Here is a 20,787-nt window from a genome sequence, read left to right on the forward strand (position 1 = left end):
AGTAGAAACATGTCGACCGGTGTTCGAACAGCACAAAACGCGTGCGTCTCTCGCACGTCCATTAGGGTCCTGACCTTAACATGGCACCGCGCGCGCCAAAACCTCAACCAGCTTTGGGAATTTCTAGCAAATGAGGGGAATTGGCTCCGACGGTAGGGAACGGAGCTAAATTAAGATTCACCCATATAAGTTATTGTTTTACTTATATTACGCCGTTTCCCTTGTGTTCCAGTTTGACGGTTTTGTGTGACATTCTGTGTGACAATGCGTGTGACATATCTTGACGTTTCGGTAGCCATTTTGGCCTATGCTTTTCGCAATATCAAGTGAGCTTGTAGATCGCGCGGGTATTGCACTGAGAACGGAGCCTCATTGGTTGTTGGCGCATCCTTCCCTTCAAACACCGGTTCTTTTACGGCATCCATATTCGTCGCCGCTTCCAACAGTAAATCCAACGCCCGCCCCTCTATCTCGCGCGCTTCAAACAAGGTGTCCGCGATTTTCATCAGTGCGGGTTGATTGTCTGAAAGCAGCGTCGTCGCCTTTGCCTCGGCGGCCTTCAACCGTTCTGTCGCTCGGCTAGCCAGGTCATGCGGGATATCAAAGGGGCGCGGCGGATGGGGGATGTCGTGCCAGAGCATTATGTTTTCTGCGAAGCCAAACTGGGTTTCGGCTTGCAGGGCCAACCGGGTGGCCTTCGCAAGATCGCTGTCGATCCCGCAGCCCGCACCGTTTGAGATTGAGTTGCACAACAGCTGTTCGGCCGCGCGGCCCGCGAGCAGCATTGCAATGTCGTCGTTCAGTTTCTTATCGGTCTGCATTATCCGTTGGTCACGCAGCACCGCGCCGCCTTTTGAGGTGACCCGCGCGAGGGTGGCGCGGGGCATCTTTAAAAGATGCCCAACGAGGAGGTGCCCGGCCTCGTGGGCTGCAATCCGGCGCAGCAAGGGGGTGTCCGGACAGGGTAGATAAAGGTCGGCCGCTCGACGCAAAATCCTGTCCGAGATATTGCTCTTCACCTCGCGCGCAAGTGTCCGGGTTTTGCGTATAAAGTCATCAATTTCTGCCCCCGTCGCCCCGATCATGCGTGCCGCGATGTGGCGTAGTTCGCGCGCCTCAACCACATCGCCGAGCTTGGCCTGTAGAAACGAGGTGATGGCTGCGAGGTTGAGCGGGGCAATCGCAATGTGACGATCAAAGCGCCCGGCGCGCACCACGGCCTCATCCACGATAGTCAGGTGGTTTGTGGCCCCGACAAGAACCACGCCTGCCGTCGCATTCACGCGATCGATTTGTGTCAGCAAGCCGGTGACGACCCCGATCATGTATCGGCTATTATGGACCTCACTGCTTCGTGCATAGAAAGCGTCGATCTCATCAATAAAGAGCACCGAAGGCGCGCTATTGATGGCCTCGTTGACAGCCATGTCGAGGGCGCGCAGCATGTCACCTTGATGGCCCGCTTTTTGACAATCTGCGTAGCTTGTCTTGATCAGCGGCAGGCCCGCACTGTTCGTAAATGCGGTCGGCAGAAGGGTTTTACCAGTGCCGGGCAGGCCATAAAGCAGCAGGCTGGATGTGACCTCCTCCCACGACACTTCGCCGGCTTGCCAGGAATTTAAATCCTCTTGTAGCTGCATAAAAGCCGCGACGGCTTCTTCCTGTCCAAACACATCGCTGAGCTTTGGCCCCGCCTTTTGCGGGGCGGCGGCCGCAAACCGCGACAGGCGCTGTGCGACCTCGACAGCGGTATCAGCCTGGAAGGCCATGATGAGTTTTAAGGTCGTAAGACGGCAAAGCTTGGTGGAGGTCGGCAATGTCTCCACAAGCGCATCGGTGACACCTGGGCTGGTCGGCGTATGCGTCAGCGTCAGCACGCCGAGGATCATCTCGTGACTGATTGGCGCAAGATTTAGATCATGCCCAACCAGGTCCTGCACTTGGGAAGAGGCGGTCTGCTCGGATGAGGTGAGCATCAAAACGCTGTGCCCCTCATGCAGGAAGCTGCGCAGTTTAACTTCCGCAAGCGCGATGATGGTCTTGCCGCTGGTGGCGGCCTCAGGGGCGCGCCAGATTTTGCCGGAGCGCCCAACCGCAAAAGCCTCCGGATATAGCGCCTGAGCCGCAGTCTCGACGATCTCACCCATATCGTGATCGGGCAAGGTGAGACAGACTGGCCGCCCATCTCGCATCATCGCTGTCAGGGCGCGATCCTCAAAGGTCTTGGCGAGCTGCAAGATTGCCAGAGCCTGCAGGCAATGTGCGCCGTTGAGCGGGGCGGGCGCCGGAGGACCGAGCAAGGGCGCGTCATCGGGGATACCTTCAGGCTCGGGCCAGCCCGGCACATCATCATCGACGTGACTGATCCGCTCAAAGAGATCACTGACAGTCTGGGCGTGCTCCAGCAGGTGGGACTTGGCAGCAGAAAAGCCGGGTAGTGAGGGAAAATTCTGGGTCATGGCAGACCTCCAAAGCAGTGGGATGCAGGCCACGACGACAGTGTCGTGGCATTGGTTTTGGGCGTGGGGCTGAGCTGATCAGGCAGCGTTTAGCTGCGCGGGAGCCTCATCAAGCGTCTCGCTCAACTCGAGTGCGTTGAGCGCACAGCGCAAGCTCTCAAACGGGTGGTCCCGCAGACATGGGATCTCCGACAAGGCGATCTGCTGCTTTGAGGCCTTGGAGGCGCTGAACTTGACCACATTATGGTGCAGTATCACCAGCGCCAGTAAATCGAAGGCATCCTGGCGATAGCCGCGCACCCCGCTGGCGTGGCGCGGGTTGCCATGGGCGACCTTGAACCAGAAGGCGTTGTTCTCTGCGCTCAAGCGGACCTTGATCTGCAACCGCAGAGGGCGGTCGTCCAGATAGATGAGGCGGTCAAAAGCTTGAAACTCTGGCGACGGATGACTGTCGATGCCAAGGCGCATCAAGAGGCTATCGCAGAGCAGCTCAGCGGCGCTGCCAAAGCGTTTGGCGTGGTGGGACTTGGCCGCCGTCGAAATGTCGGGAAACGCGTGCAACTCGGTGAGCGGAACAAGCGCGTCTGCGCGCGGCGCGGGGTGGCGCGGCAAATCCAGCCCACGCAAGAAGGGTTGAGTGATCATGATCTGATCCTTTCGAAAGAGGGAGGGCGTGCCGAACGTCGCGCCAAGACTGGCGCTGACGTCCGGCACGCGACTGACAGGCGCGGTGGATTATGCCGCGCGTGCTGTAAGGGCCTCAGTCGGGGTGGGATCAGGGTCGTCATCGCGGTGGTAGGCGACAGCACCAAACCGCTCCAATGCAAAGAGTGCGTTTAGGGCCGTGTCGGCCTCAGCGATTATCGCATTTACAGAACGATCAGAGGCGGTCGCGCCGCGCACACGAAACAAGCCACTGTGACGGATGTAGCGCTCAGAAAGCGCAAGCATGTCGCAAAAATCTGTCAACGACAGGCACAGCTGATAGACCTGTGCGATCTGTTTGAGTGCGCGATCGGCGGCGCGGCGATTAGGGGTGCTGAGTACGGTCTCCAATGCCGCATCGAGTGCAGACCAAGCCTCATCGGCCTCGCTCTGGTACAGCGCCAGTGCTGGATCAAAACGGGCACCGCCAGCAAACTCCAAGTCGTTCTCTGACGTCACCGCGTGATGCGCCGCGCGCAGCAACCCGCGAAACGCATGGCTCACTGGTGTGTGTGAATGTGGGACTTCATGCACGCCATTGGGCGTGGTAGGGATTGAATCAGCCATGTTGATCTCCTCGACAGATTGGCGTGGTGAGGGCGTTGTGGGAGTTACCGCTCCCGCTTCGCCCGGCTTACAGAACGCTGTGTTCAGCGCCGTCATTCAGAATCTATGGTTGAGATTGCTGGTTCCAAGAGACACCGACCGAGAAAATCGTGCCACGCACGCTAAGCCGCGGAAACGACTCGCGATTTTTCTAATTTTTTTTGATGGTTGCATGCTGTCGATGGATAGAGCAGAGCCAAGGGATTGCGTAAAATCGGCGGGAAGCATGCGTAATTGGGCTGACCCTGCACTTTGGTCGAGCTCCCGATAGTATCACAGCATAGCTGTGAACAAGGGAGACAGATGATGGAATACTATGCTGGTTTAGATGTGTCGCTTCGGTCGTGTGCTTTGTGCATCGTCGATAGCAAAGGCAAGGTTTGGCTGGAGCGAGAGCTGCCATGCGAAGTTGCGGACATTGCTGCGTGCCTTGAAGCCTTTGATCACCCCGTTGAGCGCGTCGGTTTTGAAGCCGGTGCCTTGAGCCAGCATCTTTACTTTGGCTTACAATCCTTGGGCTTCGATATCGTCTGTATGGAGGCCCGCCAGGTGAATGCTGCCTTGTCAGCGATGCGGAACAAAACAGATAAGACCGATGCGAAAGGGATTGCGCAGATCCTACGCACTGGGTGGTTCAGTCCAGTACATATGAAAAGCCGCGAAGCTCATGGCCTTCGGGCGCTGCTTAGCACACGCAAGGCATTGCTGAAGAAGACGATCGACCTTGCAAACGAAGTGCGGGGTTTATTGAAGATCTTCGGGGTACGACTGCCCAGAACGGTAAAGCACGGTTCCTTCGACGCCCTCGTTCGACCTATGATTGAGATGGATGAAGTTCTCGCGCACGCGGTTCTTCCTTTACTTGATGCCCGTACGGTCCTCTTTCAAAACTATCTGGAACTGGATCGACGCGTGAAGCGCGCGGCATCGCAAGACGCGGTGTGCATGCGGATGATGACAGTGCCAGGTGTGGGACCTATTGCAGCTTTGACATTCAAAGCCGCAATTGATGACCCCAATAGATTCAAAAAATCCCGCACTGTCGCAGCGCATTTTGGTCTCACGCCGCGAAGATATCAGTCAGGTGAACACGATAACCCCGGCCGAATATCGAAGGCAGGAGACCGAGATGTTCGTGCAACGCTGTATGCTGCAGCCAACGCAATGTTGATGCGAACCATGGCAGGGTCGCAGATCAAATCATGGGGCATGCGATTGATGCGCACCAAAGGTCGCCGTCGCGCTGTAGTCGCTGTCGCACGCAAACTCGCTGTCTTACTGCATCGAATGTGGGCCGATGGCACAGAATTCCGTCAGGAACAGGCAGGAGGCACGGCATGATCTAAAAAACCCCCAACCAACCTGACGGGATCGTCCAATCCGGACGAGGTCTGTGGATGAAGACGAAAATGTCTGCTGCGCAACTTGAAGCGCGCCGGGAAGCAGGGCTCTCCACTACCAATCCGACACATGCATGCAGCGGTGCCATTCGAACACCAAAACAGACTGCGAAGAGAAGCGTGACCCGGATAAGCGATCACCGATCACATAGAACAAGGAAAACGAGCTTGACCCAGACACCCAATTAGAGAAGCTGACATTCGCTGCAGTCATCGTCATTAGCTGTTTGCACCCGCTACAGGTGTCATATTCAACACGGGCGAGCTTCGGTGTTCCCGTCGCGAACCGAGAGTGCTAATGTGGTTGAATGAGTGGACAATCAAAGCTGCTAAAGTGGGCAGGAAGTAAGTCACAGATATCAGATAGGCTTAGTCCTTTCTTGAGGTTCGATGTCCCGTACATCGAGCCCTTTTGCGGCTCGGCAGTGTTCTTCTTTGAGAATTCTCCAGAGACCAGTCATCTAAACGATCTGAACTCCGATCTAATTGGGTTCTTCCGTCAGACTAAGTCTGCTCCTGATGAAGTGTGGGAGCAATATGCTGCAATACCTGTCGACGAGCAGTCTTACTACTCAGCGCGAACGAGATACAACGAGATGGAACAGAGTCCTGAAAAGGCTGGGCATTTTATTTACTTAAACCATTTCTGTTTCAATGGTCTCTATAGGACCAATCGCAATGGAAAATTCAACACCCCGTATGGCGCAAAGCTAAAAGTAAAAAAGAAGTTGGATTGCGAGGCATTTCGGCGGTTCTCAGGAGTGCTTCAGAATGCGCAACTACATAGTCTGGATTTTGAAGATTTTTTGTTGCAACTAAATCCAACCGGATCATGTATTTACATGGATCCACCGTATTTTACTAATGACGAACGGGTTTTTGGAGAATATGGGGCAAATACATTCAAAGGTCACGATCTGGAACGTCTATTTAGCGTCTCCCATGCTCTTTCCGGGAAAAATCGCGTTGTGATTTCATACAAGAACTGCTCGGAGTTCTCAGAAAAGTTCTGTGGCTCAATTGTTGGTGAGATTTCTGTGACAAGAAATGTTGGAGGTTTTGCGGGGCGTAGGAAGGTAGAGAAAGAGTTAGTAGCAGTATTGGACAATCAGTAATTCGATGAAATTTCTTATTATAAGCGATGTTCACGCGATTTCCGAAGAGCTTTCAAAGTTACCTGATGGGCACGGCTATCATGGTGAGGATGGAAGCGGTTTTCGGATTGAACATCGTACTAAGTCTTCCAATCGGATCTTGGCGCTTGGAGATTGCCTCAATGACCAGGCCGGACAAATTGATGTGCTCGTATGCCTCGGCGATTTTGCTCATCAGGCAAAAAAACTCGTTCTGCTCCAAGTTTGGCATGACCTGCATGAGGTTGCGCAGCGTTTAAAGATTCCGATGGTGATAGGTATCAGAGAGTGTCCGACCTTCTGTGTATGAGTAATATGGCCCATGCTTCACCAACGAAGGAGCATGACTGCAATGACAATTTCCAAGGAACTACTGGACGAGCTGCTCAGCGGCGTTGAACGACCTGAGGATTTACTCGGCGACAAAGGCCTGATGAAGGAACTGAAGGTCCGGCTGATGGAACGGATGTTGGGCGCGGAACTGACCGAGCATCTGGGCTATGAGCCACATGGTGAGCCTGCCAGCCAGCAGGCCAACCGGCGTAATGGGGCGACGCGCAAAGTGCTGAAGGGCAACGACGGTGCGGTGCCGATTGACATCCCACGAGACCGGGAAGGCAGTTTCGAACCTGAGCTGATCCAGAAGGGCCAAACCCGGATCGACGGGATGGATGACAAGATCATCGGGCTTTATGCTGCAGGTTTGTCGACCCGCGATATCCGCGCCCACCTTGAAGAGGTTTATGGCCTGAAGGTTTCCGCCGACCTGGTCAGTCGCGTCACCGATGCGGTTCTGGAGGAGGTTTCAGATTGGCAAAACCGTGCCTTGGAACCAGTTTATCCTATCGTTTTTCTCGACGCTCTCAGGGTCAAAATCCGCGACGCTGAAAGTCGCCAGGTTAAAAACAAGGCCGTCTACGTGGCCTTGGGGGTCACCGCGGAGGGTGAACGCGAGGTTCTGGGCCTGTGGATCGCGGCCAACGAGGGGGCCAAATTCTGGCTGTCGATCATGAACAACCTGCGCAATCGGGGCGTCGAAGACATCCTGATCGCCGTCGTCGATGGCCTTAAGGGCTTCCCTGACGCCATCAACGCAGCCTTCCCCGATACGACTGTGCAAACCTGCATCGTGCACCTTGTGCGCCACTCCCTGAACTTCTGCGGCTGGAAAGACCGCAAGGCCGTGGCCAAAGACCTGCGTCGGGTTTATCAGGCGGTGGACGACGAGGAAGCCGCCAAAGCCTTGGATGATTTCGAAGCTGAATGGGGTACAAAATACCCCTCAATCGCGCCAAGCTGGCGGCGCGCATGGCAGGAGGTCATCCCGTTCTTTGCCTTCCCGCCCGCGGTGCGCAAAATCATCTACACCACCAACGCCATAGAAAGTCTGAACCGGGTGATCCGGAAAACCACGAAAACACGTGGCAGCTTTCCAACAGATGATGCCGCAACCAAGCTGATCTATTTGGCAATCCGAAAATTCGAGAACACCGGACGGTGTGTCAGGGAATGGGTTGCTGCCCGAAACCAGTTCGCTATTCTCTACCCTGAACGGTTCAACCGATGACCTGTTTCAACCGCATGGGCTAAGCCTCATACACAGAGTTTCGGATACTCCCAGGTATCACGGGAAATCACGACATCGCAACTCGCATCGAAGACATCGAAGAGGCAGCCTTGCGTGTTGATTTCTTAAAGCAAATACGTCCTGCGTTCCCCTCTCACAATCCGGTTCTAAACGATGGCTATCACAACGATGGTGTGGGAACTTGCGAATTTAATGAGTGTCTACTGGTCGCTCTTGATACATGTAAGTTACATGGCTTTGGCAAGAACGGTGAAGTCTCTCAGGATATTTGGTCAATTGGTTACTTGACCGATGGAATGATCGAAAAGGCCATGGACGCTATTGAAAGAACTGCCTGCGAGCATGTTCTTGTGATGATGCATCATCATCCTCTCAAGATTGATGACATCTTGGATGAACAATACGATCAGATGTCGAATGGCCCACGTTTTCTTGAGCTTTTGGGATCTTCAGGAAAAAACTGCATCGTGGCCCATGGCCACAAACATCTAGTAAATCTGAAGAGAGCGCCGGTAGGAGTTCGACCTGCGGTCCTGCTTTCTGCAGCGAGTCTTGCGGCCTACCCATATCGTGGGCAGGATAGCCATTTTTGCAATCAGTTTCATCTTCTTGATTTTGACCTAGCCGAACGTAGCCGGCCTCAAGGTACAATTTTCTCTTGGGACTGGGGCGCGTCTCGCTGGGAAGAGAGCAAGAAGCACACTATGCCACATATAAGTAAATTTGGGCCAACCTTGGATCTTGACGCGGTTGAAATGAAGCTCAGAGTTGTACCCATCGTGGGGGCCTTGAACCGTGCGAAGCTGCTGGCGGCAGTTCCGGAAGTTGAGTATTTGTCGCTTGATCAGGTCAATGAGATCAACAATAGGTTGGAAACAACCGGCAGAGAAATCCTTCAGACGCGATCCCAAGTAAGTGGGATGATGCTGCAGGGAGATGAATTGTGATAGTACACTCATCTTTCAATGCTCGGAATGCTTCACCTAGGCAAATCGCTGAGACATTCGTTGTCCCTGATTATTTTGAGCAGGTTGCAGGATTTCATAACTTGGTGCTGGTCGGACCAAGAGGACTTGGCAAAACCACAATTATGAAGGCCCTTACCGCGTCTGGTTTGTTTTTTCTTCATCAAAGACCTGATTTGAAAGATCGGCTTTCCAAAATTGATTTTAATTTTATCCCAATCTATATTCCAGCTGAAACCATTTGGCGTGGGAACGCCCAATCAATTTCTGGCGCATTGGAAGTGGATTACGAGCGAGATCATGTTCTTAATGGACTGTTTGTGGATCATTGCCTGCATCAACTGGTAGCGTCGTTCGAGGACGCGATTTCTGAATCTGACGCCGAAGCAAATGACACACTTTTCCCTTGGTCAGTTCAAATTTCGGAACAAGAAGAAAAATTTATCAGCAACGAATGTTCCAAATTCTGGGGTCTGAGGCGGGCTCAGAATTCATTCGTTGGTTTAAAACTAGCGCTACTTCAGCGCTCCAATCAATATAGATCAGCGATTAGCTCACTCCCCAACAAGCAAGCCCTTGATGCCGTAATGCAGATGGAAAGCCTTGATTTTCTTCTGATGTTAAAGGGTTTCTTCAACATTGTTGGGAGCTTGCGAGGCGAACTGCGATGGAGCATATGTTTTGACGAGATGGAAATTGCCCCTAAGCGAGTTCTCGCTCAACTGTATGAGAATCTGAGATCATTTGACCAAAGAGCCGTTTTGAAGTTCTCCCTATTCCCTTATATCGACTTTTATTCGTTAAAGGAAAGAGTTGCGGCCCAAGAAAACGGCCCTGTCGAAGGGCAGGATTATCACTCCATAATTCTCGCTAACAAGTTTGCTAATGCAGACTACACGCTTTCTAAAAAGCTAATCTCAAACGAGTGCCTCGCAGCAGGTACCACATCTACGGATTTCGCCGAATACTTAAATAGCTCAACCTCGATTCATAAAGGCACACGAAAATTCTCTGCTTCTGGGTTCGAGCGGAACTTTGTGGAAATTCACACAATGGCGGTACAGGCTGGGGACACCTCATATGTTACTTACATGTCAAAGAATGGAGTGAGCAAGGCGGGGGATATAAACAAGATCAAAGGTGAGAAGAAACGTGCCCAGCTGATTAGAAAACCCCTCCCTATAGCAGAAATCCGAAGCTATTATTTGGTAAAGGGAGGCCATACATCCGGCTGGGCTAGTCGCCGGACGTCAGCCAAAGGCTATGGCTACTATCACGGGTTTGACCAAATCTTGGCTTTGACAGAAGGGAATCCGAGGGCCATCAAATACTATGTCGGCGATCTTTTGAAGAGCTTCCTCGCCAAAGAGAATCCTGCAGTAGCCCAAAACCGTGCAATTAGTCGAAACGTAGACAGGTTCCGAGCGCTTATTTCAGCACATACTTATTCGACCGAGGCCTTGGAAAGTCAAATCCATTCGATCCTTGAACTTGTTGACAAACTTGGCGACGCTCTGAGCGAAAATTTGTTAGGGCAAAATTTCCAGCCGGAACCCGCATTGTCTTACGTTGTGAGAAACCTCAAACCAGAACTCAAGGAACCGTTAGCGCTTGCCATCAACTCGGGAGCTTTAGTTGTGGATCAATTATCAGGAAGCAAACAGTTGATTTTTGATCTCGAAGAACATCGGTTTCGAATCTCACATCGGTTGGCGCCCTTCTACAAGCTTCCAACCATTACAGGACAATCAAGAACGCTTTCAGGTTTGCCAGAAACAAAAATTTCTTACGCGGAGCAACCTGACCTGTTGAATTGGGCAAGTAAAGATGACTGAGATATCGCTTATCGAGCCCAATGATGTGAAAGCTGATCTATTTATCGGCTGCGTAGGTTATGAACATCGTTCGCTCGAGGCGCTTCGAAAGATACACAACGCCGATCTTGATCCTGCAATGATCTTGTTTGACTATCAGTCAGGTGATCTTTTTTCATACCCTGAAAATCGTGCTGACCTAATCGTTCAGAATGCTACACTTGTAGCCAATTTTGGTGAATTTATGGAGAAGGTCGAGGCATATTTGAATGCTTCGGTGAGTGCGTCTATTTTGTTCGATGTCACTTCTTTTGACCGCGAAAAGATTGCTGTCATCTTGCAAACATTTTTTGGAAAACGAAGCCATATTGGAGCAGTGTCCATCTGTTACTTCCCAAGAACATTTGTTGAGCCGTCACATTCACTTGACATAGTCCGGTCGTTTGGACCGGTCATACCGGCATTTATTGGAGAAACCTCGTCTTCCCGGGACTCTTTGGCGCTATTGATTGGCGCAGGTTATGAGTATGGAAGGGCGGTCGGAGCAATAGATTTACTTGAACCCGATCGGATTTACTGCATGACGCCGATTGGAACGGATTCGAGATTTGAAGATGCAATTGAGAAGAATAATTTAGGCTTTAGCTTTCTAGAGAATGAAGAACTACTTCAAAAATATGATCTGTCTCGTCCAGAAAATTTGTTTTATGAAATCCGTAGAATAGTTGAATTTGAAGTTCAGGAAAGAAATGTCCTGATTTTGCCGCTGGGGCCAAAGTTGTTTGCAGCAGCAGCAATGTTGGTGGCCTTCATCCTGCATCCATCGGTTATGGTTTGGAGGCATTCAACAGCCTCAAAGGATGCTCCGAAATCCACTTCAGATGCACACGCAAGTGGTGTCGATGTTCGATTAGCATTCAGATTTGTCAGCTGAGAGCTCTTTTCTTAATTATGCTGTATGGGAACTTAGAATGCTGCACCGTTCCAATTGATTGCTTTCGGCCCGGCATTTAAAGCGTTTCTAACAAAACCTGAATCGCTGGGGATTCCCAAACTGGCCTGATTGTGATTCATCCTGTTTGGGAGGATGAACAATGTCAGCACCTTTGCCATCAGCGCTACGTGCGCGGTTTCAGAGATATATTGAGGAAGGGTTAAGCGGGCGAGCGGCGGCAGCACGCTTGAAGCTGTCGCCAGCAACGGGCGCCCGGTGGCGGCATCAGATCCAAACGACGGGCCGGGCTGATCCTGCCGTACAGGGTCGTCCAAAAGGGTCAGGAAAATTGGCACCCCATGTTGGTTTTTTCGAAGAGTTGATTGCTCAAGACCCTGATATCACACTGTTTGAGCTGCGTGATGCGCTTGCTGATGCAACCGGACTGCAGGTCCAGCACTCTGCTATCGGGCATCTGCTAAAGCGTCTCGGGTTCACGCACAAAAAAAGTCACTGGTCGCTACCGAACGTCACCGTGCCAAGGTGAGGCGACGACGTGAGGACTGGTTCACACACCGTTTGCCAGCCATTGCGCGGATGCCGGAACGCGTTGTCTTTCTTGATGAAACAGCGGTCAAAACGAACCTCGCCCGGCTGCGCGGCTGGGCCCCGCGTGGCGAACGCCTGACGATGGATGCGCCCTTCGGCAGTTGGGGAACCCAAACCCTGATTGCGGGGCTAACACAAGAGTCTCTGATCGCACCTTGGGTGATCAAAGGCGCGATGGATGGTCCTGCCTTCGCGGCCTATGTGCAAAAGGTCCTGATCCCTGAGATCGCGCCAGGCACAGCCGTGGTTCTCGACAACCTCGCGACGCATCACAACAAAGAAGCCGCTGCGGCGCTCAAGGCTCATGGATGCTGGTTCCTCTATCTGCCGCCATATTCGCCAGACCTGAACCCGATTGAGTTGGCTTTCTCCAAATTGAAGGCTCACCTCAGACGCATCAGTGCGCGATCATTCACCTCGGTGTTCGAAGCCCTTGGCGAAATCTGCGCAATGTACTCCCCGCAGGAGTGTACAAACTACTTTCAGGCTGCCGGATATGCCTCAGGTTAAATTAGAAATGCTTTAGCAAGTGCTGAATGTCGGCTATGGGCCGTTCGTGTCGTTCGACACCAAGGGCGGAGAGCCGACATTCGCTGCGCATCGTATGAATGACCGGGATGCCCAAAAGTGATCCGTCCCTTAGGAGGGGGCGGGTTCGCGGAGACTTTATGAGTCAGAGTAGTTGCTTACGTGGCGTATAAAAAATTACTGCACGGGTTTTGCACGGGTACCATGTTTTTTATCACTTTGTAGAGCTTAAAGCCTATCACGCATGCTTAGAGTCACTGGCGGAACCCCACCACATCTTGGACAATATTTTCAACCAGCTGTCTTGGTAAATCTGCGAAATCAAACTGAGCAAATACCGGTCGCAGTAGCGACTGAATCATTTCTTCGGTGTTCAGTGCGATCTCGCCAATATGCCCGGAAATCTCCGAGGAAATGGATTCTTGATGTGCCATGGCTCCCCGCGGCATCATGTAACGCAGACGGTGAAGCGTCAGCCTCCGACCATTCATGCCGTGATAAGTGACTCTCAGCTGAAAGGCGGACTCTGCTGACGCGTAGTTCAATCCGAGCCATTCAATTAGTTTTAGCATCTCAGTCATGCGGTAGATTGGCAGTTCCCAATCAAAGCCTGGACGATAAGGGCGCGGCGCAAGATTTGCTCCGAAATCTGGCTCATCTTCCTGCATCGCCCTAGCGAGGTACCCGTCTCCACTTGCGGATAACCGCCAGAAATCAGAATAAAACGGGTCACGGTCTCTCTCCTCCTCACCTACCAGCCAAGCTTGAATGACATCTCCCATCGGACGCGGCGCCATTCCATTGCTGTGCAAGCAAACGAAGGGGGCCCAACCACTGTGACGCGGTCGGTTTTGAGCAAGGTTTCGATTGAGTTCAGCTATATCAGGTTCTTGAAAAGGGTTAATGGAGAACGCAACCTCATAGTGTCCGTCTTGAAGCCGCAGCGGGTGCCCGTCTGGTAAATCGGCGAGCACTTCATTCCGAGCGGTTCGAGATGTCTCCACCCAATTATCAAAAGCTTCTTCTTCCGCTGCTGGCGCGAATTCATGGTCCGGATTTAGAACGTTCCGGATTGCGTTCATCAATTCATCTTGCCTCGAATGCACCAACCTCTCAAGCAACCTTTCCCAGTCATCCTGCGTTCGGCATGGCTCGCTGTTTCCGCCGGGGCGCCTGACGTAGACGGTACCATTTGTTAGCGTTCGATTGTCTGGGCTTTGTCGGGCCGCAAATACCGGAACCCTGTTTGCCGCTGGAACCTGTATCACGGGATGGTCAATGTCACCGTCAGCCTGCCTGTACAACTCCACACCACATTGAATGGCAGGAGTGCAATAGCGATGTACCGCCGCAGAGATGTTGTCCTGTGTGAAACCCGTTGCTTCGTTTTGCTGCGGCTCGATCGGTTGATGGCCTTGCCCCTCGTCATCGGTGAAACCAAGAATTACATAGCCGCCGCCGGAATTGGCTAAGGCTATAATCTCTTTTGCCAACCTTGCTTGTTCGTCGCGTTCAGCAAGCCCACCAAGCCAATTCTTGACTTCGACGAATTCAGTTTCCCCAAGCTGGTCGATGAGCTGTTGAACTCTCGGATCAGGCATTTTTTACCTCTAAAGTATCTGATAATTAAGAGTACCTATCATTGCGCCAGAGGCAACCACATGTTCCGCAGGTTCGAGAAGACAACGAGAGATTGAAAAAGGGCTGAGCTACCGACATTTCTTACGCGATGCGCGAACAGCGGCTTTGGGCCGAAGTGCAAAAAACCGGCCCCATGGATCTTGAAGCAGGTCTAAGGCATTGCTGCAAGTCCACTTCGAACCGTTGCTGTCATTGGCAGGTCACATGGGCTAAACGAGGAATTGGAGCGACACAAATACGTGACAGGTCCAGTAAGGACATTGGCCGACCGGCCGATTTGCCAACTCGAAGACATAGCGATAAATCGGTCCGAACTTTACTCCATCGAGATGAGATCACATGAGCGGCCAACCAAAATCCGGAGATACTCTCGCTACCTGGACGCTGACCAAGACTATTGACGCGGGCGGTAATGCGGACGTGTGGCTGGCGCAACGTGGCGATGGGCAGAAAGGTGCCATCAAGATCCTCCGCAATCTTAAAGATGAGACCTATGCGCGATTTCGTAACGAGATCTCTGCGCTTCAGAAACTCGGCGACATTGATGGGATTATTCCGATGCTCGAGTCGGATTTTCCGGAAGGAAAGGGCGCCAGGCCTTGGTATGCGATGCCGGTCGCTCAATCCAGCAGGGCGTTCTTTCACAAGGCCGATAGCGCGGCCATCGTTAAAGAATTCGTTCGTCTCGGCCAAACGCTGGCAAAGCTGCATGCTCTGCATATCGCCCACAGGGACATCAAGCCTGAGAACCTTCTCGGCTTACATGGACGCCTCTGCTTTTCCGACTTCGGTCTCGTCAAATACCCAGATCTCACACCGATCACGCCTGAAAAGCGCGACGTAGGCGCGAAATTCACGATGGCACCAGAGATGCGGCGAGAAGCGGCTGGTGCCGATGGCCTTCCCGCCGACGTCTTTTCATTTGCAAAGACACTCTGGATCGTGCTCACCGGGCAATCGCTTGGGTTTGACGGTCCCTATATCGCCGGGTCGAACGTGGGCTTGACGAACTTCCTGGGCAAGAAATACACGACGATTCTGGACAATTTGCTCTCGGATTGCACTCAGCACGATCCGCTCGCACGCCCTGCGATCACAGAAGTTGTAACGCGACTCAATGAATGGCTTGAAGTCGTCGCCGATTTCCAGCTGCAGAACGCCTACGAGTGGAGAGAGTTCGCTGAAAAATTCTTTCCGCTACAGTCGCCAAATGAGGCGACTTGGACAGGTCCGGACGCGATCATCACTGTGCTGTCTGAGATCGCAAAAGTGCCTGGTCTAAATCATATGTTTTTCCCCGACGGCGGCGGCATGACATTAAAGGCCGTTCGGCGCGCTGCGGAGCCAGACTTCATCGATCTGGACACTGACTTTGCGGTTCTGCTGAAACCCGCAAAGCTCACTTATGTGTCGTTTGGTTTCGACCCGAACTGGGACTACCTGCGTCTCGAAATAGAGCCAGTGAACGCGACAGGTCACTATCCTGTGAAGCCAGGCGACTACGTCGAACATTTGTCTGAGCTCTTGCCCGGACAGTATGCCCATCCTGATGTCTACGAGTACCGTTTTGATCGCGGCCGAGAGCTGCCAGTAGGTTCCCGCGCGGTGGTGAGGTACCTGAAAGGCGCGATGGTATTCTTCAGCACGAGTTCACCCTATAATCAGAATAGTGCGACCTATGATGCCCGCCATGAGAAAATGAGTGAAGCGGAATTCAAGGCATATATGGGCCGCGGCGCGCGTGAGTCGCGGGAGAAGGCATCACGTGCTTGAGCTCGGTCCCGGTGGCGATAGAGTGTTCTCTGCTTCGGCTTGAAACCGGTTGCGTGAGGCACATGATTTCAAATCATCTCGTCGAAATTTCAGAACCCAAGGGGCAGCCAGGTTCGCGTCAGTGGAACCTGTTTCCGGGTTCTGCTGCGCCAAAGCATGAACGGCCGCTTCGGGAAAGCCGCGCCGCAGCGACAATCGTTTCCTTGAACGGCAGGTCTGGGCCGATCTTACCCTCGATCTCCCCGGCATCATCGTGTCGGTCGCACAGCCATTTGAGTGGCACCTGCTTGATCCGGCCTTCAGGCGCCTGAAGCTCGTAGAGCTATCCGGAGCTCTCGGCGCCAAAGTTGGAAGCGATCGACACCACTGGGGTCACCCAGATGCCGAGCGTGCCATTGCTGGCACCATCCAGCTGCCCGGCCTCGTCGAGGCTGACGGCATCGAATAGAGCGGGTGACTTGTGATAGATGCGATCTTCCATGAGGGTAAGCGTTGCCTGGACAACACCTTCCCAGTTTTCGCCTGAGCTGCGACTCCGTTTCTGACGGATATTGGGCGGGAGTTTCGCGATGGCGACTACGGTAGAGTTTCTCATGGACTACGGGGTGGAGATACGGGCCAATGGCCAGAAGCGGTGGCCCAATGAGGTCAAAGCACGGATCGTGGCTGAGAGTTTGCAGCCGGGCGTGAGCGTGAATGCAGTTGCGGCGCGGTATGGGCTTCGGGCGAACCATTTGTCGGAATGGCGGAGTCAAGCACGCGATGGCCGGTTGGTTTTGCCTGCGGGCGATGACGACGCCTTTAGTTTTGCGCCACTCGTAGTCTCGGATGGTGGCGGCTGTGCGCATATGTCGGCCGTTGCGGGGCGGTCCGCGAAGCCTGACGAGTCATCCCATACCTCCATCGAGATTGCGATTGGTCGTGTGACAGTCCGGCTCGATGGCACGACCAGTTCGACCCGGGTTGCCGAGATCGTGCGGGCAATCGAGGGTCAGCCATGATGTTCCCATCAAACCGTGTGCGGGTTCTGGTCTCGACGCAGCCTGTGGACTTCAGGAAAGGTCATGATGGGCTGGCGTCGATCGTGTCGTCGGTGCTGCGCAAGGATCCGTTCACCGGCACGGTTTTTGTGTTCCGCTCGCGCCGGGCGGATCGGCTGAAGCTTTTGTATTGGGACGGCACCGGATTGGTGATGGCTTATAAGCGGCTGGAAGAAGCGACCTTCACCTGGCCGGCGATCAAGGACGGGATGATGGCGCTGAACCACGCCCAGTTCGAGGCCCTGTTTGCCGGTCTGGACTGGCGCAAGGTCAAGGCTCTGGAGATGCGCCCACCTGCTGCGGCAGAGTGAATCAACCGCTGTCTTTTGTGTGTTTTTAATGGGGTTTTATCGTATCCTGATGGCATGATCACGACACCCGCCATTGACCTATCCACCATCCCTGCTGCGCAGCGTGCGGCGGTTTTGGCGTTGATGGAAAAGGTAGCGGCGCTTACGGAAATCACCCAACGGCAAGAGCACCTGATTGCGGAGCTGAACCATGCCCTACATGGCAAACGGTCGGAAAAGCTGACCGAGGATGAGCGGCAGCTGGCGTTCGAGGATCTGTCCATCGCCCTGGCTGAGGTCGAGGTGCAGAAGGACCAACTGGCCGCTCAGACAGGTGACAAGACGACAACCAAATCTGCGCCAAAGCGCACCATCGGCAATCTACCGGCCGCACTGCCGCGCATCGAAGAAGTCATCGAACCTGACAGCCTGAGCTGCCCTTGCGGCTGCGGCGTCATGCACAAGATCGGGGAAGACCGCAGTGAGCGGCTGGACATCGTGCCGGCGCAGTTGCGCGTCATTGTCACCGTGCGCCCGAAATACGCCTGCCGGACCTGCACCGACGGCGTGACCCAGGCTCCCGCACCATCGCATCTGATCATGGGTGCCCTGCCGACCGAGGCCACCATCGCCAATGTGCTGGTCAGCAAGTATGCGGATCATCTGCCATTATACCGCCAAAGCCAGATCCTGGCGCGTGCGGGTCTTGATCTGCACCGCGCTGTGCTGGCGGACTGGGTCGGCAAGGCGGCCTTCCACCTCAAGCCCGTCGTCGACCGGCTGGCCGAACACCTGAAACGATCCAACAAACTGTTCATGGACGAAACCACGGCCCCGGTGCTGGATCCGGGGCGCGGTAAAACCAAAACTGGCTATCTCTGGGCACTGGCCCGCGATGACCGACCATGGGGCGGTGAAGATCCGCCCGGTGTGGTTTACTTCTATGCCCCCGGTCGGGCGGGCGCGAATGCCGAAACCTTCCTGACAGGCTTCGACGGCATCCTGCAGATCGACGGCTATCAGGGCTATAACCGGCTGACCAAACCCACGCGCAAGGGCGGTGCCCCCATTCGGGTGGCCCATTGCTGGGCGCATGCGCGCCGCAAGCTGAAGGAAGTCTTTGACCGCGATGGCTCAGAGATCGCCGCCGAAGGCCTGCGCCGCATCGCTGAAATCTATATCGTCGAAGCTGACATTCGTGGCATCTCCCCCGGCCAGCGATTGTCTGCCCGTCAGGCCCGCAGTGCCCCGCTGGTCGCAGCATTCGGTGAATGGCTGGAGGCTGAGCGCCGCAAGATCTCCGCCAAATCCCGGCTGGGTGAAAAGCTGACTTACATCCACAATCACTGGGACGGACTGCAGACCTTCTTGGCCGATGGGCGCGTCGAGATCGACAACAACCGCGTCGAAAACCTGATCCGCCCCATCACCCTCAATCGGAAAAACGCCCTCTTCGCTGGGCATGACGAGGGTGGTATCGCCTGGGGCCGCATCGCCTCACTGATCGAAACCTGCAAGATCAACGGCGTCGAGCCCTTCGCCTATCTCAAGGCAACCCTCACAGCGATCGCCAATGGTCACCCACAGAGCGCCATCGACGATCTGCTCCCGTGGAACTCCAAGACGTCAAGCTGAACCGACAGTGCCCTCCTGGGAACGCTTACCCATGAGGGAGGATCCTTTGCGTTTTCGCACTTCGCAAGGCTATCGCCATGCGGCGAAAACGCCTAAGCCGGAAGGCCGAGGACACCCCGATCGCGCAGGAAGCCTTCGGCCGCGGGCGCGATGACACCCCCGGTGGTCGTCAGCGCCTTCAGAGCCTGGTCACCGGCCTCGTCGGTCACCGCTCTTTCTATTCTGAATCAATGGCTTTCCGGTCGATCTTAAGTTTGATTGCCGATGTGGCTTGCCGATGATGTCGCACCCCCTACGCGCAAGTCTTTATATAGAGTGCCAAAACCATCGGGTCATGTTCTTCAACCATGCTCACTATGGCACTGGCGATCCGTTCAGACAGATCGGTTGGTACAGTTAGATTTTGATCTTTGAATTCCCTCACCACAGAGGCGACAAGAGCGAAACCAGTCTTTTGCACCATCTCCCGATGGCCGGTCATATATGCAGCGAATGCGCTGGCGCACGCCGAGGGCGACACGTTGTCGTTACACGCCTGAATCGCCAAAGTCGTAATATTGCCCAAGGCTGTATCGAGAATGGATTTCAATGATTTCGCGTACTGATCCATGAACCGATCCGACACCCTCGCATTGATTTGTTCAAAATGGTCAGCCACCAGCTCGAACACATCCTTGTGCCCCTGAGACATAAGTTCAATGAAGGGCTCTGAGTAGTTCTGGATCGGTTTCACGCATGCCGCGCCGGGTTGGGCATCAGACGATCCGGCATTCAAAACGACAGCCGTTAGAGCGGCCAGAATGATGTTGTAAATGTTTTTCAAGGTTGAGCCTTTATACCTATGGGATAATCGGATTTTAACATTGCAACCCATAATTGTCCGCTGATTGTCTGGCAACGGTTTTGATGGAGAAGGTCTGTTTCCTGATCGCGTTCCGAAAAGAGGCAATGGAAGGAGACACGGACCGGTGCTTAATCCCGGCCCGGCGCAGGCATCAGGCCGTTGGCACGGCTCATATTTTCCAGGGGCAAGTCTCCACGAGGACCACCTCACGCGAGAAAACCTAAGACGAGATTTCCCGCCTTAGGCTCTGGTTTCATAACCAAAAGATCACGGTTGCAGCGAGAGCGATTGCTGAGAGGAAGACCTTGGTCGACATTGGCTGATATCTGAAACGTGGCACCTGCCGAAGCGCCGCGATGCATAAACTCCATTGATGGTGGCCCAGTTCAGGGTCGCTCCTGACGCAACCGAACCGGCAACTGTGGATGCCGTGAAAAGTGGTCAGACAACTTCGATACCGGCATTTCGAAAGTGGTCCAGCAGCGCACTGGGTGCAGCCCGATTGGTGGCCATGCCTCCGATCCCCTCGACATGCGCTGACAAAAATGCGGGCTTGTCGTCGGTCCTCACCTCCAGCAAGAAGGCATGGATCTGATCCTGAACTGGGTTGCTGCCATCGACACTTAGAGTTGTATACGCCATGTTGTCGGACTCCAGGGACGTGCGTTCTTTCACATCATCGAGAAAAGCCTGCCATTCCTTGGAGACATGTCTCTACGCCCATTGGCATCGGCATGGTGACTGCCTCCGAAAGTGATCGCCAGTTCAGATTATTGCGATTTGCAACGGCAGCGAAGTTCTATCTGCCGGTACCTTCGGCCGT

At 53.8% G+C, this 20,787-nt stretch carries 22 protein-coding genes; 14 read left to right on the plus strand and 8 right to left on the minus strand.

Annotated features, from left to right (window positions below; all coding sequences use genetic code 11):
* Positions 1-305: 305 nt before the first annotated feature.
* The 3 genes from DSM107133_RS09090 to DSM107133_RS09100 all read right to left on the minus strand — a co-directional run bounded on the left by DSM107133_RS09090 (position 306) and on the right by DSM107133_RS09100 (position 3,731).
* Complete coding sequence (locus DSM107133_RS09090) at positions 306-2,459, minus strand: AAA family ATPase (RefSeq protein WP_114292775.1); 2,154 nt, start codon at positions 2,457-2,459, stop codon at positions 306-308.
* 78 nt (positions 2,460-2,537) lie between these two features.
* Positions 2,538-3,104: a hypothetical protein gene (locus DSM107133_RS09095; RefSeq protein ID WP_114292774.1), complete on the minus strand. Its 567-nt coding sequence runs from the start codon at positions 3,102-3,104 to the stop codon at positions 2,538-2,540.
* A gap of 90 nt (positions 3,105-3,194) precedes the next feature.
* Positions 3,195-3,731 carry a hypothetical protein gene (locus tag DSM107133_RS09100; RefSeq protein WP_162791994.1) on the minus strand — a complete coding sequence of 179 codons (537 nt, stop codon included), beginning with the start codon at positions 3,729-3,731 and terminating at the stop codon, positions 3,195-3,197.
* Positions 3,732-4,073: 342 nt separating this feature from the next.
* Between DSM107133_RS09100 and DSM107133_RS09105 the strand changes: the two genes are divergently transcribed.
* The 7 genes from DSM107133_RS09105 (at position 4,074) to DSM107133_RS09135 (ending at position 11,604) form a co-directional block, all read left to right on the plus strand.
* A complete protein-coding gene (locus tag DSM107133_RS09105) occupies positions 4,074-5,111 on the plus strand; it encodes an IS110 family transposase (RefSeq protein WP_240310469.1) in 1,038 nt (345 codons plus the stop codon).
* Between the two features lie 367 nt (positions 5,112-5,478).
* Complete coding sequence (locus DSM107133_RS09110; protein ID WP_114292857.1) at positions 5,479-6,285, plus strand: Dam family site-specific DNA-(adenine-N6)-methyltransferase; 807 nt, start codon at positions 5,479-5,481, stop codon at positions 6,283-6,285.
* 4 nt (positions 6,286-6,289) lie between these two features.
* A complete protein-coding gene (locus DSM107133_RS09115) occupies positions 6,290-6,613 on the plus strand; it encodes a hypothetical protein (protein ID WP_162791997.1) in 324 nt (107 codons plus the stop codon).
* Between the two features lie 42 nt (positions 6,614-6,655).
* Positions 6,656-7,870 carry an IS256 family transposase gene (locus DSM107133_RS09120; RefSeq protein WP_072629711.1) on the plus strand — a complete coding sequence of 405 codons (1,215 nt, stop codon included), beginning with the start codon at positions 6,656-6,658 and terminating at the stop codon, positions 7,868-7,870.
* Positions 7,871-7,980: 110 nt separating this feature from the next.
* Complete coding sequence (locus tag DSM107133_RS09125) at positions 7,981-8,838, plus strand: hypothetical protein (protein WP_162792135.1); 858 nt, start codon at positions 7,981-7,983, stop codon at positions 8,836-8,838.
* A 143-nt stretch (positions 8,839-8,981) separates the two neighbouring features.
* A complete protein-coding gene (locus DSM107133_RS09130) occupies positions 8,982-10,691 on the plus strand; it encodes a hypothetical protein (protein WP_114295045.1) in 1,710 nt (569 codons plus the stop codon).
* Positions 10,684-11,604 carry a hypothetical protein gene (locus DSM107133_RS09135; protein WP_162792136.1) on the plus strand — a complete coding sequence of 307 codons (921 nt, stop codon included), beginning with the start codon at positions 10,684-10,686 and terminating at the stop codon, positions 11,602-11,604. Before DSM107133_RS09130 ends, DSM107133_RS09135 begins: the two co-directional genes overlap by 8 nt.
* Positions 11,605-11,636: 32 nt before the next feature.
* Here the strand turns inward: DSM107133_RS09135 and DSM107133_RS09140 are convergent, their stop codons facing one another.
* Positions 11,637-11,960 carry a hypothetical protein gene (locus DSM107133_RS09140; protein ID WP_243253531.1) on the minus strand — a complete coding sequence of 108 codons (324 nt, stop codon included), beginning with the start codon at positions 11,958-11,960 and terminating at the stop codon, positions 11,637-11,639.
* Between DSM107133_RS09140 and DSM107133_RS09145 the strand changes: the two genes are divergently transcribed.
* Together DSM107133_RS09145 and DSM107133_RS09150 are read left to right on the plus strand one after the other, a co-directional pair.
* Positions 11,954-12,151, plus strand: a complete 198-nt coding sequence (locus DSM107133_RS09145; RefSeq protein ID WP_114294110.1) for a hypothetical protein — start codon at positions 11,954-11,956, stop codon at positions 12,149-12,151. The two genes, DSM107133_RS09140 and DSM107133_RS09145, sit on opposite strands and share 7 nt — an antisense overlap.
* Positions 12,148-12,723, plus strand: a complete 576-nt coding sequence (locus DSM107133_RS09150; RefSeq protein WP_162792061.1) for an IS630 family transposase — start codon at positions 12,148-12,150, stop codon at positions 12,721-12,723. The genes DSM107133_RS09145 and DSM107133_RS09150 overlap by 4 nt, the downstream gene beginning before the upstream one ends.
* A gap of 272 nt (positions 12,724-12,995) precedes the next feature.
* Here DSM107133_RS09150 and DSM107133_RS09155 read toward each other — a convergent pair whose 3' ends face one another.
* Positions 12,996-14,342: an ATP-binding protein gene (locus tag DSM107133_RS09155; protein ID WP_114293416.1), complete on the minus strand. Its 1,347-nt coding sequence runs from the start codon at positions 14,340-14,342 to the stop codon at positions 12,996-12,998.
* A gap of 379 nt (positions 14,343-14,721) precedes the next feature.
* Here DSM107133_RS09155 and DSM107133_RS09160 point away from each other — a divergent pair, with 379 nt between their 5' ends.
* Positions 14,722-16,155, plus strand: coding sequence for a protein kinase (locus DSM107133_RS09160; protein WP_114293417.1), 1,434 nt, complete (start codon positions 14,722-14,724; stop codon positions 16,153-16,155).
* 322 nt (positions 16,156-16,477) lie between these two features.
* On the opposite strand, the gene DSM107133_RS09165 is transcribed toward DSM107133_RS09160, so the two are convergent.
* Positions 16,478-16,636, minus strand: a complete 159-nt coding sequence (locus tag DSM107133_RS09165; protein WP_162792018.1) for a hypothetical protein — start codon at positions 16,634-16,636, stop codon at positions 16,478-16,480.
* Positions 16,637-16,724: 88 nt separating this feature from the next.
* On the opposite strand from DSM107133_RS09165, the gene DSM107133_RS09170 reads away from it, so the two are divergent.
* The 4 genes from DSM107133_RS09170 (at position 16,725) to DSM107133_RS09185 (ending at position 19,401) form a co-directional block, all read left to right on the plus strand.
* Positions 16,725-17,156: a transposase gene (locus DSM107133_RS09170; protein ID WP_114294068.1), complete on the plus strand. Its 432-nt coding sequence runs from the start codon at positions 16,725-16,727 to the stop codon at positions 17,154-17,156.
* The gene (gene tnpB, locus DSM107133_RS09175) at positions 17,153-17,506 is read left to right on the plus strand and encodes an IS66 family insertion sequence element accessory protein TnpB (RefSeq protein WP_067629907.1); all 354 of its coding nucleotides are present in this window, start codon (positions 17,153-17,155) and stop codon (positions 17,504-17,506) included. Before DSM107133_RS09170 ends, tnpB begins: the two co-directional genes overlap by 4 nt.
* A 54-nt stretch (positions 17,507-17,560) precedes the next feature.
* Positions 17,561-19,120 (plus strand): IS66 family transposase, encoded by a 1,560-nt coding sequence (locus DSM107133_RS09180; RefSeq protein ID WP_114294069.1) that lies wholly within the window; start codon positions 17,561-17,563, stop codon positions 19,118-19,120.
* 77 nt (positions 19,121-19,197) lie between these two features.
* Entirely contained in the window at positions 19,198-19,401 is a 204-nt protein-coding gene (locus tag DSM107133_RS09185; protein ID WP_162792057.1) for a hypothetical protein, read from the plus strand.
* Between the two features lie 11 nt (positions 19,402-19,412).
* On the opposite strand, the gene DSM107133_RS09190 is transcribed toward DSM107133_RS09185, so the two are convergent.
* Positions 19,413-19,943 carry a hypothetical protein gene (locus DSM107133_RS09190; protein WP_114294070.1) on the minus strand — a complete coding sequence of 177 codons (531 nt, stop codon included), beginning with the start codon at positions 19,941-19,943 and terminating at the stop codon, positions 19,413-19,415.
* Positions 19,944-20,405: 462 nt separating this feature from the next.
* A complete protein-coding gene (locus DSM107133_RS09195; protein ID WP_205387842.1) occupies positions 20,406-20,606 on the minus strand; it encodes a hypothetical protein in 201 nt (66 codons plus the stop codon).
* Positions 20,607-20,787 lie beyond the last annotated feature (181 nt).

This window comes from Pseudosulfitobacter sp. DSM 107133 (assembly GCF_022788695.1).
In the GTDB taxonomy this organism is placed as follows: Bacteria; Pseudomonadota; Alphaproteobacteria; order Rhodobacterales; family Rhodobacteraceae; genus Pseudosulfitobacter.

What these genes read in the sequence shown, in the direction of transcription:
- DSM107133_RS09090 (WP_114292775.1), bottom strand. Translation starts at nt 2,459, where the DNA reads ATGACCCAGAATTTTCCCTCACTACCCGGCTTTTCTGCTGCCAAGTCC.
- DSM107133_RS09095 (WP_114292774.1), bottom strand. Translation starts at nt 3,104, where the DNA reads ATGATCACTCAACCCTTCTTGCGTGGGCTGGATTTGCCGCGCCACCCC.
- DSM107133_RS09100 (WP_162791994.1), bottom strand. Translation starts at nt 3,731, where the DNA reads ATGGCTGATTCAATCCCTACCACGCCCAATGGCGTGCATGAAGTCCCA.
- DSM107133_RS09105 (WP_240310469.1), top strand. Translation starts at nt 4,074, where the DNA reads ATGATGGAATACTATGCTGGTTTAGATGTGTCGCTTCGGTCGTGTGCT.
- DSM107133_RS09110 (WP_114292857.1), top strand. Translation starts at nt 5,479, where the DNA reads ATGAGTGGACAATCAAAGCTGCTAAAGTGGGCAGGAAGTAAGTCACAG.
- DSM107133_RS09115 (WP_162791997.1), top strand. Translation starts at nt 6,290, where the DNA reads ATGAAATTTCTTATTATAAGCGATGTTCACGCGATTTCCGAAGAGCTT.
- DSM107133_RS09120 (WP_072629711.1), top strand. Translation starts at nt 6,656, where the DNA reads ATGACAATTTCCAAGGAACTACTGGACGAGCTGCTCAGCGGCGTTGAA.
- DSM107133_RS09130 (WP_114295045.1), top strand. Translation starts at nt 8,982, where the DNA reads ATGAAGGCCCTTACCGCGTCTGGTTTGTTTTTTCTTCATCAAAGACCT.
- DSM107133_RS09135 (WP_162792136.1), top strand. Translation starts at nt 10,684, where the DNA reads ATGACTGAGATATCGCTTATCGAGCCCAATGATGTGAAAGCTGATCTA.
- DSM107133_RS09155 (WP_114293416.1), bottom strand. Translation starts at nt 14,342, where the DNA reads ATGCCTGATCCGAGAGTTCAACAGCTCATCGACCAGCTTGGGGAAACT.
- DSM107133_RS09160 (WP_114293417.1), top strand. Translation starts at nt 14,722, where the DNA reads ATGAGCGGCCAACCAAAATCCGGAGATACTCTCGCTACCTGGACGCTG.
- DSM107133_RS09165 (WP_162792018.1), bottom strand. Translation starts at nt 16,636, where the DNA reads ATGGAAGATCGCATCTATCACAAGTCACCCGCTCTATTCGATGCCGTC.
- DSM107133_RS09170 (WP_114294068.1), top strand. Translation starts at nt 16,725, where the DNA reads ATGGCGACTACGGTAGAGTTTCTCATGGACTACGGGGTGGAGATACGG.
- tnpB (WP_067629907.1), top strand. Translation starts at nt 17,153, where the DNA reads ATGATGTTCCCATCAAACCGTGTGCGGGTTCTGGTCTCGACGCAGCCT.
- DSM107133_RS09180 (WP_114294069.1), top strand. Translation starts at nt 17,561, where the DNA reads ATGATCACGACACCCGCCATTGACCTATCCACCATCCCTGCTGCGCAG.
- DSM107133_RS09185 (WP_162792057.1), top strand. Translation starts at nt 19,198, where the DNA reads ATGCGGCGAAAACGCCTAAGCCGGAAGGCCGAGGACACCCCGATCGCG.
- DSM107133_RS09195 (WP_205387842.1), bottom strand. Translation starts at nt 20,606, where the DNA reads ATGGCGTATACAACTCTAAGTGTCGATGGCAGCAACCCAGTTCAGGAT.